Raw genomic sequence first — 15,082 nt, forward strand, 5'->3', positions numbered from 1 at the left:
AGAAGAGAAAGAAGACCAGAGTGGAGATGAGATGAAGTTGCAGTTGTATGTACCGGACGGCCGTTACCAGCCCTGGATCGACGGCTTTGCCGAGGCCCTGCCCGAAGCGCAATGCCTGACCTGGGAAGACAGCAAGAACGAGCAGGTCGACTACGCCGTGGTGTGGCGCCCGCCGCTCGAGATGCTGCGCGGGCGTAGCGACCTGAAAGCCGTGTTCAACCTGGGCGCCGGCGTGGACGGCATCCTGAGCCTGCGCGACACTGACCCGGACGCGCTGCCGGCCGGCGTGCCCATCGTGCGCCTGGACGATGCCGGCATGGCCGCGCAGATGATCGATTACGTGACACACGCGGTGCTGCGCTATTTCCGCCGCCTGGACGAGTACGCGCTGGCCCAGCAGGCCGGCACCTGGCGCTTTCTCAAGCCGCATCGCCGCGCCGATTTCACCGTGGGCGTGATGGGCGTGGGCACGCTCGGCGCGCAGATCGCGCAGGCGCTGGCCGGCTTCGGCTTCCCGGTGCGCGGCTGGAGCCGCACGGCGCGCGAGATCGAAGGGGTGCAGGGCTTTGCCGGCGAGGCTGGCCAGGCGCCGTTCCTCGATGGCCTGCGCGTGCTGGTCAACGTGCTGCCGCTCACACCGGAAACCGAGAACATCCTGGATGCCGGCCTGCTGGGCAAGCTCGCCAAGGGGGCCTACCTGGTCAACGTGGCGCGCGGCCCGCACCTGGTCGAGCAAGACCTGCTGGCCGCCGTGCAGTCGGGCCAGATCGCCGGCGCCACGCTCGACGTGTTCCGCACCGAGCCGCTGCCCGCCGAGCATCCGTTCTGGGCCGAGCCGCGCATCACCATCACGCCGCATATCGCGGCACTGACGCTGCGCGAGGACAGCGTCGCCCAGATCGCGGCCAAGATCCGCGCGCTGGGCGCGGGCCAGCCGATCGCTGGCGTGGTCGACCTGCAACGCGGCTATTGAGCAAGCCGGGCGCCGGGGCGGAGCGTTTGCGCCGGGAGCCCGGGCCCAATGTCCGCACATTAGTTGAATGGCGCGCGCGGCAAGACGCGCGCGCCGCTACCAGACAGCGAGGAGACATCATGACTCTGCCCCACTTTGTAAAAGTCGTAGAAGTCGGCCCGCGCGACGGCCTGCAAAACGAGAAGGCCATGGTGCCGACCGAGGTCAAGGTCGAGTTGATCAACCGCCTCAGCGACGCCGGCTTCGTCAATATCGAAGCCGCTTCCTTTGTCTCGCCCAAATGGGTGCCGCAGATGGCCGATGGCGCCGACGTGATGGCGCGCATCCAGCGCCGGCCGGGCACGCTGTACTCCGTGCTCACGCCCAATATGAAGGGCTTCGAAGGCGCGGTGGCCGCGTCCGCGGACGAGGTCGTGATCTTCGGCGCCGCCAGCGAGGCGTTCTCGCAAAAAAATATCAACTGCTCCATCGCCGAATCCATCGAGCGCTTCGCGCCTGTCGCCGTCGCCGCCAAGGAAAAAGGCCTGCGCTTGCGCGCCAGCATCTCCTGCGCGCTGGGCTGCCCCTACCAGGGCGAGGTGCCGGTGCACGCGGTGGTGGACGTGGTGCGCCGCATGCGCGATCTCGGCTGCGACGAGATCGACATCGCCGACACCATCGGCGTGGGCACGCCGGGCCGGGTGCAGGAGGTGATGCACGCGGTCGCCGCCGAATTCCCCATCGACCGGCTCTCCGGCCATTTCCACGATACCTACGGCCAGGCGCTGTCCAATATCCTGGCCAGCCTGCAGGTCGGCATCTCGATCTTCCACGCCTCGGTGGCGGGCCTTGGCGGCTGTCCTTACGCCAAGGGCGCCACCGGTAACGTGGCCACCGAAGACGTGCTGTACATGCTGCACGGCATGGGCATCCACACCGGCGTGGACCTGGAGCAGGTGGTGCGCGCGGGCGATTTCATCTCGCAGTCGATCGGCCGTGCCAACAGCTCGCGCGTGGGACGCGCGCTGCTGACCAAGTGGGGCGCCGCCGCGGACGCTGCGCCTGCCTGCGTATAAGGCCTTTCATCCGAACCCTATCGACATGAACTCTCCCGACAACGCCAAAGACACCGCCGCGCTGCCTGAAGCGGCGCAGCGCGTGGCCGGCCTGCTGGCCGGCCTTGGCCACGACAAGCCCGTGGTCATGCTGCCTGCCACCGGCAAGACCTCGGCCGAGGCAGCGGCCGGCCTCGGCTGTTCGGTGGCCGAGATCGCCAAGTCCATCATCTTTCGCCGCGTCGCCGACGACGCGCCGGTGCTGGTGATCGCCAGCGGCAGCAACCGCGTCGACGAAGCCAAGGTCGCCGCCGTGGTGGGCCCGCTCGGCAAGGCCGACGCCAGGTTCGTGCGCGAGAAAACCGGCTACGCCATCGGCGGCGTCTGCCCGATCGGCCACGCGGTGGCGCCCGTCATGCTGCTCGACAGCGACCTGTTCCGCTACGACAGCCTGTGGGCCGCCGCCGGCCACCCGCACGCCGTGTTCAACCTCACGCCCCAGGAGCTGCAGCGCATGACCGGGGCCGAGGTGGCCGACGTGGCGCAGCGCCAGTCAGCATGAAGCCGCTGCTTGTATGCGTCATGCGCGTCATGCGCGCCATCCCGGGCAAGGGCTGAGGCGATGTCGCAAGCCACCCGCCTCGTTACCGAGCTCACGCGCGGCGCGCAAGCCGCACAGCGCGCGCAGCCCGTTGCGTCGCCGTGCCGCAATGTGTGCCGCATGGACGCCGCGAGCGGCTATTGCGAAGGCTGCCTGCGCACCATCGACGAGATCGCCGCATGGTCCGGCAGCGACGAGGCCGCGCGGCGCAGGATCTGGCTGCTGCTGCCGCAGCGCGCCGCGGCGTTGGCCGCAAGGGCGGCGCCATGATGCATCCCACCCGCAACACAGCGTGACCCGGCCATGACAACCGCCATCGACTGGTACTTTGACCCGATCTCGCCGTTCGCCTACGTGGCGTTCGAGCGCTTGCCCCGGGCCTTGCCGGCCGCCGGCCGCTGATCAGCCGACTGCCTACACACCGATGCCAACCACCTACACGTCTCCCACCCTGCCCGGCACCATGCGCGTTTTCGAGCGCGGCTGGCTATCCGCCAACAACATCCTGTTTGTCGATGGCGACGACACTGCGCTGGTCGATTCCGGCTACGTCACGCATGCGCCACAGACGCTGGCGCTGGTCGAGGCCGGCCTTGGCGGGCGCGCGCTGCGGCGCGTGGTGAACACGCACCTGCACTCCGACCACTGCGGCGGCAACGCCACGCTGCAGCGCCGCTGGCAGCCGCGCACGCTGATCCCCGCCGCGGAGGCCGAGGCGGTGCGCGCGTGGGACGTGGACGCCCTGAGCTATCGCGCCACCGGCCAGCAGTGCGACCGCTTCACTTTCGATGGCGTGGTGCAGGACGGCGACACCTTGCGCCTGGGCGGGCTCGACTGGCAGGTGGTAGGCGCGCCCGGCCACGATCCCCATGCCGTGATGCTGTTCGCGCCCCAGGAAGGCATCCTGATCTCGGGCGATGCCCTGTGGGAAAACGGCTTTGGCGTGATCTTCCCGGAACTCGACGGCGAGAGCGGCTTCGCCGAGCAGGCAGCCGTGCTGGCGCGCATCGCCACGCTTGATGTGCGCGTGGTGATTCCCGGTCACGGGCGGCCCTTCACCAACGTGGCGGCCGCGCTTGACGTTGCTGCTGGGCGGCTGGCTTATCTCAGCGCCGATGCCGGGCGCAACGCCACGCATGCCATCAAGGTGCTGGTGAAGTTCAAGCTGCTGGAGCAGCAGCGCATGCGGCGCGACGCGCTGCTGGCGTGGATGGCGCAGGCGCCGCTGATGCAGCGCATCCATGCGCGCTTCATGCCCGCGCAGGACATGGGGGCCATCCTGGAACGGATCCTGGCGTCGCTGGCCGCCGCCGGCGCGCTGGCGCTGGAAGGCGGCGAGGTGTACAACCGGGATTGAGCGGTAACACCGGTAACGCGGGCGCCACCATGTCCTGGCGCCAGTCCCTGACCCTTTGCGAGGAAACCGTCGATGCCTGCCTTTCCCGTCGCACTGCTTCACCCCCTGGTCGCGCATCTCTCTCCTTCCACGATCCACGCGCATGGCGCCGACCTCGAGATCGAGCTCGCGCCGTTCGTGCTCGGCGGCGCGCCGGTGCGCACGGCGATCCGGCTCGACGGCATGAACCTGCCTACCTACAACCTGGAACAACTGGCCGGCAGGCGCCTCGTGTTCCCGCTCAACCCGGAGCCCGGCTATATCGACGGCTCGCTCTACTTCGACGGCCGCCACCACGCGGTCGACATCCGCGAGTTGTGCTTCGGCAAGCTCGACCCGCACGGCTTGCCGGTGAGGATCGAGGGCCGCATTCATTTTGACGACGGCGCCCGCTTCGACGACACGGCACTGAGCCTGGCCGCCCGCATCGCCCGACCCCTATCCGACGCGGAGATCGACGCACTGATCGACCGCGCCGCCGCCGATGCCGGCGTCGGCTCGATCCAGCAGTCCGGCAAGGTGATGGCCGCGCTGAGCCGCCACCCGAGCCTGCGCCATGCCGACATGGCGCTGCTGCATGCGCGCGTGCAGGCCAGGCTGCTGATCGGCGAAGCCATGAGGCCGAGATGAGGCGGCGGCCTGGCCATGACGCTCGCCGCACTGGCATGCAGGCCGGGCGCGTCATGCCCCACGATGCGCGCGCCGGCAAGTTCCCGCGCTGACCGAGTCCCAAGGATGCACCATGCAAGCCCTTCACGGCCAAGGCTTCCTCCTTCGCCCCTTCCGCTATCCCGACGTGCCCCAGTTCGTGGCCGCCGTGCACGAATCGCTCGAGACCGTGGGCAAATGGCTGCCGTGGTGCCACGCGGGCTATAGCGTGCGCGATGCCGAGAACTGGGTCGACCTGTGCACGGAGAGCATGGCCATCGGCGAGGCCTACGACATAGGCGTGTTCGCCCCGGACGGCAGGGAACTGTATGGCGGCGTCTCCATCAACCAGATCAACCGCGACTACAACTTCGGCAACCTCGGCTACTGGATCCGCCAGAGCCGGCAGCGGCAGGGACTGGGCGCGCGCGCGGCAGAGCTGATGGCGTGCTATGCCTTTCACCGCCTCGGGCTGACGCGCCTGGAGGTGGTCGCCGCCGAGCACAACATGGTCAGCCGCGCCGTGGCGCAGAAGATCGGCGCGCAGTTCGAATGCATCGCCCGCAACCGGCTGGTGCTGCACGGCGTGCCGTGCTCGGCGGCGATGTACTCGTTGGTGCCGCCGTGGTATGGCAATGCCGGCCCGTCCAGGGACAAGGACAACGACAAGGACAACGACAAGGATCAAGACAAGGGGGCGGCGAGATAAAAGGCGCCACTCACGCCGGCACCCGCACGCCCCCCGCGCTATTGAGCGCGAACTCATATCGCTCCGACCGTATGGAAAACAGCGTGTGCTCGCAAACCGCACCATCCGCTGTGAACGACGTGCGTTCCAGTTCCAGCAGCGGATGCGTGCGCGAGGTCTGCAGCACGGCCGCCAGGTGCTGGCCGGCCGCGCGCGCGCGGATGACGAGGTCGGCCCGGTCGACCTGCATGCCCAGCAACTGCCCGATCAAGGTGTAGGACGGATTGCGCTCGGCATCTTCCCAGCCGGGCATGGCATCGCAGGCAATGTGGGTCTCGGCGAGCGCAATCGGCTCGCCATCGAGACGATGCAGGCGCTGCAAGGCGATGCAGCGGCCGAGCGCGGCGGGAAAGATGCCGCGCAGCCGGGCCGGCACGGCGATCCGCTCCAGCGCGACCAGTTGCATCTCTGGCGCGTGTCCCTGCAACACCAGCGAATCGTAGAAGCCGCGCAGCGTATCCAGGCCATGGCGCAGCCGCTTGTCGACCACGAAGGTGCCTTTGCCTTGCTTGCGCTCGACCAGCCCAGCGTCAACCAGCCGCGTGACCGCGAGGCGCACCGTGACCCGGCTCACCCCGAAACGCGCGCCCAGTTCGGCCTCGGAGGGCAGTTTTCCGGACGGGTCGAAGCGCCGCGTCTGGATTTCTTCGCGCAACAAATCTGCGATCTGCTCGTACAGTGAAATGGCGTTCTCACGCGCAACACTCATGTAAAACCCTGTTGTATCAAAGGCTTGTGAAAAACAGCATAACAATATGCCAATGCCTTCGTTGGACATCTTGTATTAAAACGTATTATTGCCTTCCAAGGCCGGACTGACCAGTGCGGCGTCTTACGTGCGTATCGGGAAACCGCCAAGGAGCCGCAGTGAACTCTCCCCTCAATCCGCCATCGGCGCATTCGCGAGCCGGTTGGCAAGCATACCTGCACAAGCCGCCGGCCTGGTTCCGGCCGGGTCCCTTGCGCAAGGCGCAACTGGGCTTCGTGGCCGCGTGGATCGCCTTTTGCGCCATCCTGTTCGTGCTCCCGCAGCCGGAGGGCTTGCCGCCCGCGGGCCGGGCCACGCTGGCGGTGGTGGCCTGGGCGAGCCTGGTCTGGATGAGCGAGGCCGTGCCGGTTGGCGTGAGCGGCATGCTGATCCCCGCTTTGCTGGTGCTGGCGCATGCGGTGACGCCATTCTCCAAGGCGGCCAGCGGCTTTGCCACGCCCGTGGTGTTCCTGTGCCTGGCGGCGTTCATTTTCTCGGCCATCATGCAGGCGGCCGGGCTGGACCGGCGGATCGCCTTGTTCCTGCTCGACAAGCTGAAGACGCGTACCGCCAATGGTGTGATCTGGGTGATGTTCGTGGTCAACTTCGTGCTGGGCTTTCTGGTGCCGGCGGCCAATGCGCGCGCGGCTACGTTGCTGCCGGTCGTCAACGGCATCGTGGGCCTGTTCGGCGACTCGCCGCGTGAGCGCAGCGCAAAGAAGGCCATCGTGATCCAGTCGCTGGTGTATGGCTCGATGATCAGCGGCATGTGCATTCTCACCGCGCACCTGCCCAATATGGTGATCGTCGGCCTGCTGCAGAAAAACCTCGGCCTGCACATCTCCTATCTCGACTGGTTCAAGCTGCAATGGCCGTACCTGGGCATGTTCGTGCTGACCCAGCTGTGGGTGCAGTTCTACTTCAAGTCGCGCGCGGTGCGGCTGCCTGGCGGCCAGGCGGCGATTGCCGCCGAGCGTGCCGCGTTGGCGCCGGCAGGTGTGCAATCCAAATCGATCCTGGCGGTGTTTGCCGTGGTGGCCGTGCTGTGGGCGACCGAGTCGTGGCATGGCCTGCCTTCCGAGATCGTGGCCTTGCTCGGGCTGGCGGCGCTGTTCGTGCCCGGGGTGACGGGACTGGGCTGGAGGGACATCCAGGCACGCACGATCTGGGGTACGTTGTTCCTGCTGGCCGGCGCGCTGAGCCTGTCCTCCGCGATTGGCGAGACCGGCCTGGCGCCGTGGGTGGCCGACTGGCTGTACCGCTTCGCGGCGGGCCATCCGTGGTGGCTGGCGTTGCTGATCGTCATGCTCGGCACGCACGTGGCGCGCCTGGCCATGCTGTCCAACGTGGCCGCCGTGACGATGATCGCGCCGATCATGCTGGCGCTGGCACCCAAGCTCGGGCTGCATCCCGCCGCGTTCACCTTGCTGGTGTGCGACAGCGACAGCTTTGCCTACATCTTGCCCACGCAGATCACCGCGGCCGTGGTGGCCTATAGCAGCGGCACCTTCACCACGGCGGACTATGCCCGCGTGGGCGTGGTGTCGGTGCTGATCGGCATTGCCTACGGCCTGCTGGTCATGGCGCCCTGGTACGCCTACCTGGGCATCCCGGTGTGGGATGCCAGCGCGCCGTGGCCATTTCATTGACATCGGAGTTCCCCCCAATGACCGACAAGACAACACTGGCCGCGCGTTACGCCGCGCTGCGCGAGCGCCTGGGCACGCATCACGCGCCCGCTGGCCTGTACGAGCAGAACAAGGCGCTGCCGTTCGCCGGCCGGGTGAGCTGCTCCGTGAGCCGGCTGGAAGCGGGCGAATGGGCCGAGATCATCCTCGACTACGAGGTCGGTGCCTCCGGCGTGGCGGATGGCGCGTGGCTCAAGGCGACGTTCAAGTTCTACTCGGACTGGGCGCTGTTCCAGACCACCGACCCGGGCGGCGCCAATTACATCAGCGCCGAATACCAGGCCGCGCCGCTTGTGCCTGGCCAGAGCCCCGCGAGCGTGCAATCGCTCAACGTGCGCTTCGAGCAGAAGGGGCATGAGCGCCCGTTCCAGAAAGCGATCATCGTCGATGTGGTCGATGGTTACCTCAATGCCGGCGATCACATCCTGATCCGCCTTGGCGACCGGCGCCGCGGCGGGCCCGGCACGCGCGTGCAGACCTTTATCGAAGACAGCTTTCGCTTCCGGCTCTATGTGGACCCGCTAGGCACTTCGCGCTTCGTGGCGGTGCCGGGCGATGCGGTGATCGATATCCACGCCGGGCAGCCGGCGCAGGTCCTGCTGCAGGCGCCGCGCTTTGCCCGGCCGGGCACGCCGTTGCCGCTCAGGGCTTCGCTGATGGACAGGTGGGGCAATATCTGCGCCGCGGCGGGCGGCTCGATACGCCTTGCCGCGTGGCAAGGCTTTGAGCTTGTCCACCAGCGCGAATATCCCGTGCCCCAGGCGGGCTGGGCATCGGTGGGCATCGACGACCTGCCCGCCAGCGCTGGCACGCTGCGCCTGGAAGCCACCCTGACGGACGCGCCCCGCGTTGCCAAGGGCTCGGCGTGGCTGACGGTCTTCGACGCAGCCGATGCGCCGCGCGCCTTCTACGCCGACTTGCATGTGCATGCGCACGACACGGTCGGCACCAATAGCCCGGCCTACAACGTGGCCTATGCGCGCGACGTGGGCGGCATCGATGTGTTCGGCTACACCGTGAACGATTTCCAGATCACCGATGCCAACTGGCAGCTTGGGCTGGAAGCCGTGGAAACCTTCAATGAGCCCGGCCGCTTTGTCGCTTACCCGGTGCAGGAGTGGTGCGGCAGCTCCACGGCGGGCGGGGATCACAACGTTGTGTTCCTCGGCGACGGCACGCCGGATTTTCCCTACAACGCCCGCGGCGAACACAATCGCACGCTGGTCTGGAACGAGGACATGAAGGGCACCGCGGCCGAGCTGGGGCGCTGGCCAGTCGAGGAGCTATGGGACGCCTATGTCGGCGCGCCCGAGCTGCACCTGATCATGCCGCACGTGGGTGGGCGGCGCTACATCCCCGACTGGCATCATCCCGAGCTGGAACGGCTGGTGGAAATCGCTTCCAGCTGGGGGCATTTCGACTGGCTGTACCGCGATGTGATGGCGCGCGGCTACCAGTTGGGCGTGGCAGCCAGCGGCGACGAACACCGCGGCCGCCCCGGCGGCGGCCCGCCCGGCGTGCAGGTGTTCGGCGTGCGCGGCGGGCTGACCGGCGTGCTGGCCGAGCGGCTGGACCGGCAGGCGATCGGCCGCGCACTGCGCGCGCGCCACACCTGGGCCAGCACCGGCGAGCACACGGCGCTGCTGGTGCGCTGCGGCGACTTCGTGCAGGGCGATGCGTTCTCGTTGCCGGCCTCGCATCGCGGCCCGGCCCGGCTCGACTATCGCTTCCTCGGCCAGACCGGCTGGGAGTACCTGGCGGCCTATGATCACAATGGCTTGATCTGGGAGCGCAACCTGCATCGGGAGGCGGGCTTCTCCGAGCGCCTGATCCGCGTGCGCTGGGGCGGCGCGCGGATCCGCGACCGCTATCGCTGGGCTGCCTGGCAAGGCCGCATCCGCATTCTCAATGGCACGATCAACCGCTTCGGCGGGCACGGCTTCGAGCATCAGGAAGAAGCCTGCTGGCGCGAAGGCGCGACCGACATCGGTTTTCGCAGCGATACCTATGGCGACGCGGACAGCGTGGAAATCGACGTGAGCAACCTCGCTGCCGCGCGCATCGTGATCGAAGGGCATATCGACAGCTTCATCAAGGTGGGAGATCCGCTGCAGCGCAATCCCTTCGCCCACGCGCCGGATTTCCGCTGGGAGGTCAGTGGCGCCGAACTACTCGCCAATGACGGCCTGCGCCTGGAGCTGGGCGGCACGGAACTGTTTATCGCGCTGGAGCGGCTCACCGACAAGGCATTGCCGGTGGATGTGAGCGGCGTGGTCGACGTCGAGCCGGTGAACGGGCCCCATGGCCACCGCCCGGTGTACTTCCATGGCCGGGAACGAGACGACGGCAAGGTGTGGTCGTCGGCTCAGTTCATCACCTTCGCGTGAGGCATGGTGCGCGACGATGGCGTGACCGGCGCGCTGGCGCGCCGGTCATCGGGGTGACGGGCTGACGCTCAGGAGCCTTTGGTGATGGCGAATGCGTAGGTGCGCTCATCCTGGCGCGGCACCACCTTGTACCCCTTCTTCGCCGCCCATACGTTGATCTGGAAATACAGCGGGATCACGCCGTAATCCTTGATCCCGATCTCGGTCGCGTCCTGCAGCAGCTTCTCGCGCGCGCGATCGTCGATGGTGGTCAGCGCCGTGGCCAGCTTGGCATCCAGCGCAGGATTGCTGTAGCGCCCGCGATTGGATGCGCCCCAGCCCTTGGCCGGATCGTAGGTGGCCAGCAGCGACTTCAGCGACGAGCCAGCCTCGCCCGTGTCCGCGCCCCAGCCGGCAAGCATGAAGGAGAACTCCAGCTTGTTGGCGCGCGTGAAGAAGGTGGCGGACGGCATGGCTTCAACCCGGGTCTGGATGCCGACGCGCGCGAGCATGGAGGCAATCGCCTGCGCGACTTGTTCGTCGTTGACGTAGCGGTTGTTGGGCGCGTGCAGCGTGAGCGCGAAGCCGTCGGGATAGCCCGCGTCCGCCAGCAGCTTCTTGGCGCCCGCGGCGTCGAAGGTGTCGGGCTTGAGGCCCGGCACATGGCCGAACAACGTGGCGTTCACGAGCTGCCCGGTGGGTTCGGCAGCGCCTTCCATCACGCGGTCGACGATGGCCTGGCGCGAGATGGCGTGCGAGATGGCGGCGCGCACGCGCGCATCCTTGAGCGGGTTCCTGGCGAGCGGCTTGCCGGCTTTGTCGGTGACGAAGGGGGTGACGTCGCGGTTGCTGTCCAGGTGCAGGTACATCATGCGGAAGGTCGGCACCTTGAACACGCTCACGCCGGGATCGGCGGAGAGCTTGCGGATATCCGAGGTGGGCACGTTCTCGATGACCTGCACGTCGCCGGCGAGCAGCGCTGCCACGCGCGGCGCGTCGTTGGTGAGGATGCGCAGCGATACGGTGTCCCACTCCGGCTTGTTGCCCCAGTAGCTGTCATTGCGCGTCAGCTCGATGCGGTCGCCCTTGCGGAAGCTGACGAACTTGTACGGGCCGGTGCCGACCATCGCGCGGCCGCTGTTGAAGTCGTCGCCGCTGGCGTTCTCCGCGACCTTCTTCGACAGCATATAGATGGTGGAGAGGTCATTGGGCACCAGCGGGTAGGGACCGTGGGTGGTGATGCGCACGGTCAGCTTGTCGACCGCGGTGATGTCCTTGAAGCCCTTGGTGTAGATGGTGTACGGCGACGGGCTGTTCTTGACCGTGGCGGGGCGGTTCAGCGAGTAGACCACGTCGGCCGAGGTGAACTCGCTGCCGTCGTGGAACTTCACGCCGGGGCGCAGCTTGATTTCCCAGGTGGTGTCGTCGACCGGCTTCCACGAGAGCGCCAGCGCGGGCTTGAAGCGCATCTTCTCGTCCTTGGCGATCAGGGCCTCGAACATATGCTCGGCCACGTTCGCGTTGGGCGTGACGTTGTGATAGTGCGGATCCAGCGAGGTGATGTCCCCCGACATGCCGATGGTGAGGCTGGCAGCAACAGCGGCTGGAGAGAGTGCGGCGCAGGCGAGGCTTGTGGCAAGTGCTGCGGCGCCAAGGGCGCGGCGGATGATCGTCATCGATGGGTCCCTGGTAGGCAAGATGCTGTGCAGGCATTGTCAGGAGATGCAGACATCCATGTCAAGGCGGGCAGACCCGCAGCGCCGGATGCACCGGGGCGAGGCGCTCATGCACAGCGGGCGTGCGGTTTTGCGGGGTGTTTGCCCTGCCGCGTGGCACAAACTTCCGGCAGTCCGATTGCCGGATATCAACTGTCAGGCCGCAAACCGGCGCAACTGTGCCTGTGCGGCCTGACAGCCCGGCTTTATATTGGCAGCCATTCTCTTTGCGCCACGCGCGCCTCCCCGCCCATGCTGAAGATCCTCGGAAAGGCCTCCTCCATCAATGTCCGCAAGGTGCTCTGGTGCTGCGACGAACTCGGCTTGCCGTTCGTGCGCGAGGACTGGGGCTCGGGCTACCGCGCCACCGATACGGCGGAATTCCTCGCGCTGAATCCAAACGCGATGGTGCCGGTGCTCGACGACGACGGCTTTGTGCTTTGGGAATCGAACACCATCATCCGCTACCTGGCGTCGCAGTATGGCAATGGCGCCATCTACCCGGTTGCGGCGCGCGAGCGCGCGCGGGTGGACCAATGGATGGACTGGCAGGCGACGGAGCTGAACAATGCGTGGCGCTATGCCTTCATGGCGCTGGTCAGGCAATCGCCGTTGCACCGGGACGAGCGGGAGATCGCGGCCTCCGTCGCCAGCTGGTCACGCCATATCGGCATCCTCGAGCGCCGGCTCGCGGTGACGGGCGGCTATGTCGCGGGCGAGCGCTTCACGCTCGCGGATATTCCGATCGGCTTGTCGGTAAACCGGTGGTACGCCACGCCGTTGCCGCATCCGGACTATCCGGCGGTGGCGGATTACTTCAAGCGGCTCGGCGCGCGGGAAGGGTTTGCGCGCCATGGGTGCAACGGCATTGCCTGAGGCAAGAAACGGGGCGCAACACGCGCCCCGTTTCTTGTTTCTTGCCAGTTGCGCAGCGGCTTAGAACGTCGTGCGCACGCCCAGCTTGACGCTGCGCCCTGCCAGCGGCGCGATGTCGCGCAGGATCGAGGTGGCGCTGCGGGCGTCCTGGTTGGTCAGGTTGTCGCCGCGCAGGTAGACCAGCGTCTGGGTGCCCGCCATCTTGAACTTGTACGTGATGGACACGCCAAGCAAGGTGTAGGCATCGGTGGGCGTGTCATTGGATGGCACGCGCGTCTGGCGGGCGGCGTAGGTCACGTCCGCGCGCGCGCCCCACGGGCCGGCGCCGTACACCACCGCGCCGCCCAGGCGCAGCGGGGACAGGCGCGGCAGCGGCTGGCCGGTGTTGCGGTTCTCGCCGTGCACGTAGTCCGCGCGGGCCTCCAGGTCCAGCGTGTCGCTGCCGGTCAGCAGCTTCTGTGCGACGCGCGCCTTGCCTTCTGCCTCGAAGCCGTACAGCGTGGCGGGCACGCCCATGTATTGCATCACGGGCAATGCGCCGGCGCTGCCGGGCGTGACAAAGTCGCCTTCCGCATCGCGCGCGGTGCCGGTATTGGTGAGCGCCAGGTAGTTCGCGAAGCGGCTGTAATAGCCCGACAGGCCGGCGCTGTGCGGGCCCGACTTGAAGCGGACGCCCAGGTCCAGCGAGGTTGCGCGTTCCTTGTTGGCGTTGGGGTCGCCTTGCTCCCACGAACCGGTAGCCACGTGGGGGCCATTGGCGTACAGCTCGTAGAAGGTCGGGGCGCGCTCCGTGTAGGCCAGGTTGCTGGTCAGCGACCAGGCCGGCGCCAGTTTGTAGAGCAGGCCAGCGGAGGCGCTGGCGGCGTTGAAGCTGCGGCTGGCGTCGGAGAAGCGGTCGTTGCCGTTGGCCTGCGCCTTCACGCTGGTGTGGTCGATGCGCCCGCCCAGGTTGAGCTTGAGGTCGCCGCCGGCGCTCAGGGGCATTTCCTCGAAGACGAACAGGGCGGCGTTGTCGGTGTCGGTGCTCGGCACGAAGGCTTCCTCGCCCAGCGCCGAGAAGCGGGTCGAGCCAAACTGGGTGCCGATCACGCCCGTCATATTGCCGATGCGCGCGTGCCTGGCCTCGAAGCGCGCGTCCCAGCCGTTGTTCTTGAAGATGGTGCCGGTCTGCCCGGACTCGATCTCCTTGTGCTCGTAGTCGGTGTAGCTGAACTTGCCCTTGACCGATTCGATGAAGCCGCCGGTATTGCCGGCCAGGTTGCGCGCTTCGCCCTCGAGCGCGAAACGTTGCTGGCGCATCTGCAGCCGCACGGTGTCTTCGGCGGGGGTGCCGTATTCGTTGTGGTACTCGCTGTAGTTGGCGCCGACAAAGCCGTCGGCCCAGGTATAAGCGCCGCCCAGCGAGCCGCCCGACTGCTGCGCGTTGCTGTTGGGCAGGCGGCCGTAGGCCTCGCTTTCGCCTTCCGGCAGCGGCTGGCTGTTGCGCAGGCTGGCGCTGCGCGCGTAGCCGGGGATGCGCAGGTCGCTGGTCTTGCGGGCGAAGGCGTCGGCATGGATGGCGATCTGGCCATTGCCGGCCTCGAGCAGGCCGCTGGCGTTGCGCGCGCTGTCGCCGCCGGCGGTGGCGCTGGCTTCCACCGCGCCGCCGATGCCCTGGATCGGCTCCTTCGGGATGCGGTTGTCGATGACGTTGACCACGCCGCCGATGGCGTTGCCGCCGTACATCAGCGCGGCCGGGCCGCGCACCACTTCAATGCGCTCGGCCACCAGCGGATCGATTGGCACGGCGTGGTCGTTGGACAGCGTGGAGGCATCGACGGTGGTGCCGCCGTTCTGCAGCACCTTGATGCGGTCGCCGTCCAGGCCGCGGATGATCGGGCGGCTGGCGTTCGGGCCGAAGTAGCTGGAGGACACGCCGGGCAGCTTGTCCAGGGTGTCGCCCAGCGTGCTGCCCTGGCGCACGACAAGGGCATCGCCGCCGAGGGTGGAGACCGGCGCCACCAGGTCGGTGAGCTCGCTGCCCAGCGGGTTGGCCGTGATGACCACCTCGCGCAGCGTGGCGGGGGCGGCGGTGGGAGCTGCCGGCGCCGTCGATGCTGCCGGGGCGCTTTGCGCGAATACGCCCGTGGAAACGGAGGCGGAGGCGATCAGGGCCGCCACGGCGGCGAGCGGCGTGCGCCGCAGGATATGGGTTTGTTGGAGGCGGAAAGACATGGCTCGCATTGTTATTGGATGCTTTCGAGCGCGTGGCACCAGCGTCCGGATGCCGGCCGCGCGCCCTCCTGCGCT

Annotated in this window: 13 protein-coding genes; 10 read left to right on the forward strand and 3 right to left on the reverse strand. The window is 67.7% G+C overall.

Annotated features, from left to right (window positions below; translation table 11 throughout):
• Window positions 1-31: 31 nt before the first annotated feature.
• The 7 genes from F7R26_RS01130 to F7R26_RS01165 all read left to right on the forward strand — a co-directional run bounded on the left by F7R26_RS01130 (window position 32) and on the right by F7R26_RS01165 (window position 5,361).
• A complete protein-coding gene (locus F7R26_RS01130; RefSeq protein ID WP_150993391.1) occupies window positions 32-973 on the forward strand; it encodes a 2-hydroxyacid dehydrogenase in 942 nt (313 codons plus the stop codon).
• Between the two features lie 119 nt (window positions 974-1,092).
• The gene (locus tag F7R26_RS01135; RefSeq protein WP_150993393.1) at window positions 1,093-2,028 is read left to right on the forward strand and encodes a hydroxymethylglutaryl-CoA lyase; all 936 of its coding nucleotides are present in this window, start codon (window positions 1,093-1,095) and stop codon (window positions 2,026-2,028) included.
• A gap of 25 nt (window positions 2,029-2,053) precedes the next feature.
• Window positions 2,054-2,569 carry a YbaK/EbsC family protein gene (locus tag F7R26_RS01140; protein WP_150993395.1) on the forward strand — a complete coding sequence of 172 codons (516 nt, stop codon included), beginning with the start codon at window positions 2,054-2,056 and terminating at the stop codon, window positions 2,567-2,569.
• A gap of 60 nt (window positions 2,570-2,629) precedes the next feature.
• Window positions 2,630-2,878 carry a DUF1289 domain-containing protein gene (locus F7R26_RS01145; RefSeq protein WP_150993397.1) on the forward strand — a complete coding sequence of 83 codons (249 nt, stop codon included), beginning with the start codon at window positions 2,630-2,632 and terminating at the stop codon, window positions 2,876-2,878.
• 154 nt (window positions 2,879-3,032) lie between these two features.
• On the forward strand, window positions 3,033-3,965 hold the full coding sequence (locus tag F7R26_RS01155) for an MBL fold metallo-hydrolase (protein WP_150993399.1): 933 nt from the start codon (window positions 3,033-3,035) through the stop codon (window positions 3,963-3,965).
• Window positions 3,966-4,037: 72 nt separating this feature from the next.
• The gene (locus tag F7R26_RS01160) at window positions 4,038-4,634 is read left to right on the forward strand and encodes a GatB/YqeY domain-containing protein (RefSeq protein ID WP_150993401.1); all 597 of its coding nucleotides are present in this window, start codon (window positions 4,038-4,040) and stop codon (window positions 4,632-4,634) included.
• A gap of 112 nt (window positions 4,635-4,746) precedes the next feature.
• Window positions 4,747-5,361 (forward strand): GNAT family N-acetyltransferase, encoded by a 615-nt coding sequence (locus F7R26_RS01165; protein ID WP_150993403.1) that lies wholly within the window; start codon window positions 4,747-4,749, stop codon window positions 5,359-5,361.
• Window positions 5,362-5,371: 10 nt separating this feature from the next.
• Here the strand turns inward: F7R26_RS01165 and F7R26_RS01170 are convergent, their stop codons facing one another.
• Window positions 5,372-6,109, reverse strand: a complete 738-nt coding sequence (locus F7R26_RS01170; protein ID WP_150993405.1) for a GntR family transcriptional regulator — start codon at window positions 6,107-6,109, stop codon at window positions 5,372-5,374.
• A 158-nt stretch (window positions 6,110-6,267) separates the two neighbouring features.
• Here F7R26_RS01170 and F7R26_RS01175 point away from each other — a divergent pair, with 158 nt between their 5' ends.
• Both F7R26_RS01175 and F7R26_RS01180 read left to right on the forward strand, forming a co-directional pair.
• Window positions 6,268-7,797 carry an SLC13 family permease gene (locus F7R26_RS01175; protein ID WP_150993407.1) on the forward strand — a complete coding sequence of 510 codons (1,530 nt, stop codon included), beginning with the start codon at window positions 6,268-6,270 and terminating at the stop codon, window positions 7,795-7,797.
• A 17-nt stretch (window positions 7,798-7,814) separates the two neighbouring features.
• Window positions 7,815-10,223 carry a hypothetical protein gene (locus F7R26_RS01180; protein ID WP_193692111.1) on the forward strand — a complete coding sequence of 803 codons (2,409 nt, stop codon included), beginning with the start codon at window positions 7,815-7,817 and terminating at the stop codon, window positions 10,221-10,223.
• A 68-nt stretch (window positions 10,224-10,291) separates the two neighbouring features.
• Here F7R26_RS01180 and F7R26_RS01185 read toward each other — a convergent pair whose 3' ends face one another.
• On the reverse strand, window positions 10,292-11,878 hold the full coding sequence (locus tag F7R26_RS01185) for an ABC transporter substrate-binding protein (RefSeq protein ID WP_150989763.1): 1,587 nt from the start codon (window positions 11,876-11,878) through the stop codon (window positions 10,292-10,294).
• Between the two features lie 291 nt (window positions 11,879-12,169).
• On the opposite strand from F7R26_RS01185, the gene F7R26_RS01190 reads away from it, so the two are divergent.
• Complete coding sequence (locus F7R26_RS01190) at window positions 12,170-12,793, forward strand: glutathione S-transferase family protein (protein WP_150989766.1); 624 nt, start codon at window positions 12,170-12,172, stop codon at window positions 12,791-12,793.
• A 60-nt stretch (window positions 12,794-12,853) separates the two neighbouring features.
• Here F7R26_RS01190 and F7R26_RS01195 read toward each other — a convergent pair whose 3' ends face one another.
• Window positions 12,854-15,007: a TonB-dependent receptor gene (locus tag F7R26_RS01195; RefSeq protein ID WP_150989769.1), complete on the reverse strand. Its 2,154-nt coding sequence runs from the start codon at window positions 15,005-15,007 to the stop codon at window positions 12,854-12,856.
• Window positions 15,008-15,082 lie beyond the last annotated feature (75 nt).

The sequence above is a fragment of the Cupriavidus basilensis genome (assembly GCF_008801925.2).
GTDB classification, from domain to species: domain Bacteria; phylum Pseudomonadota; class Gammaproteobacteria; order Burkholderiales; family Burkholderiaceae; genus Cupriavidus; species Cupriavidus basilensis.

Bases quoted from the DNA above. Each gene is read 5' to 3' on its own strand.
- F7R26_RS01155 (WP_150993399.1), top strand. From the start codon at position 3,033: ATGCCAACCACCTACACGTCTCCCACCCTGCCCGGCACCATGCGCGTT.
- F7R26_RS01170 (WP_150993405.1), bottom strand. From the start codon at position 6,109: ATGAGTGTTGCGCGTGAGAACGCCATTTCACTGTACGAGCAGATCGCA.
- F7R26_RS01145 (WP_150993397.1), top strand. From the start codon at position 2,630: ATGTCGCAAGCCACCCGCCTCGTTACCGAGCTCACGCGCGGCGCGCAA.
- F7R26_RS01190 (WP_150989766.1), top strand. From the start codon at position 12,170: ATGCTGAAGATCCTCGGAAAGGCCTCCTCCATCAATGTCCGCAAGGTG.
- F7R26_RS01165 (WP_150993403.1), top strand. From the start codon at position 4,747: ATGCAAGCCCTTCACGGCCAAGGCTTCCTCCTTCGCCCCTTCCGCTAT.
- F7R26_RS01160 (WP_150993401.1), top strand. From the start codon at position 4,038: ATGCCTGCCTTTCCCGTCGCACTGCTTCACCCCCTGGTCGCGCATCTC.
- F7R26_RS01195 (WP_150989769.1), bottom strand. From the start codon at position 15,007: ATGTCTTTCCGCCTCCAACAAACCCATATCCTGCGGCGCACGCCGCTC.
- F7R26_RS01185 (WP_150989763.1), bottom strand. From the start codon at position 11,878: ATGACGATCATCCGCCGCGCCCTTGGCGCCGCAGCACTTGCCACAAGC.
- F7R26_RS01130 (WP_150993391.1), top strand. From the start codon at position 32: ATGAAGTTGCAGTTGTATGTACCGGACGGCCGTTACCAGCCCTGGATC.
- F7R26_RS01140 (WP_150993395.1), top strand. From the start codon at position 2,054: ATGAACTCTCCCGACAACGCCAAAGACACCGCCGCGCTGCCTGAAGCG.
- F7R26_RS01180 (WP_193692111.1), top strand. From the start codon at position 7,815: ATGACCGACAAGACAACACTGGCCGCGCGTTACGCCGCGCTGCGCGAG.
- F7R26_RS01135 (WP_150993393.1), top strand. From the start codon at position 1,093: ATGACTCTGCCCCACTTTGTAAAAGTCGTAGAAGTCGGCCCGCGCGAC.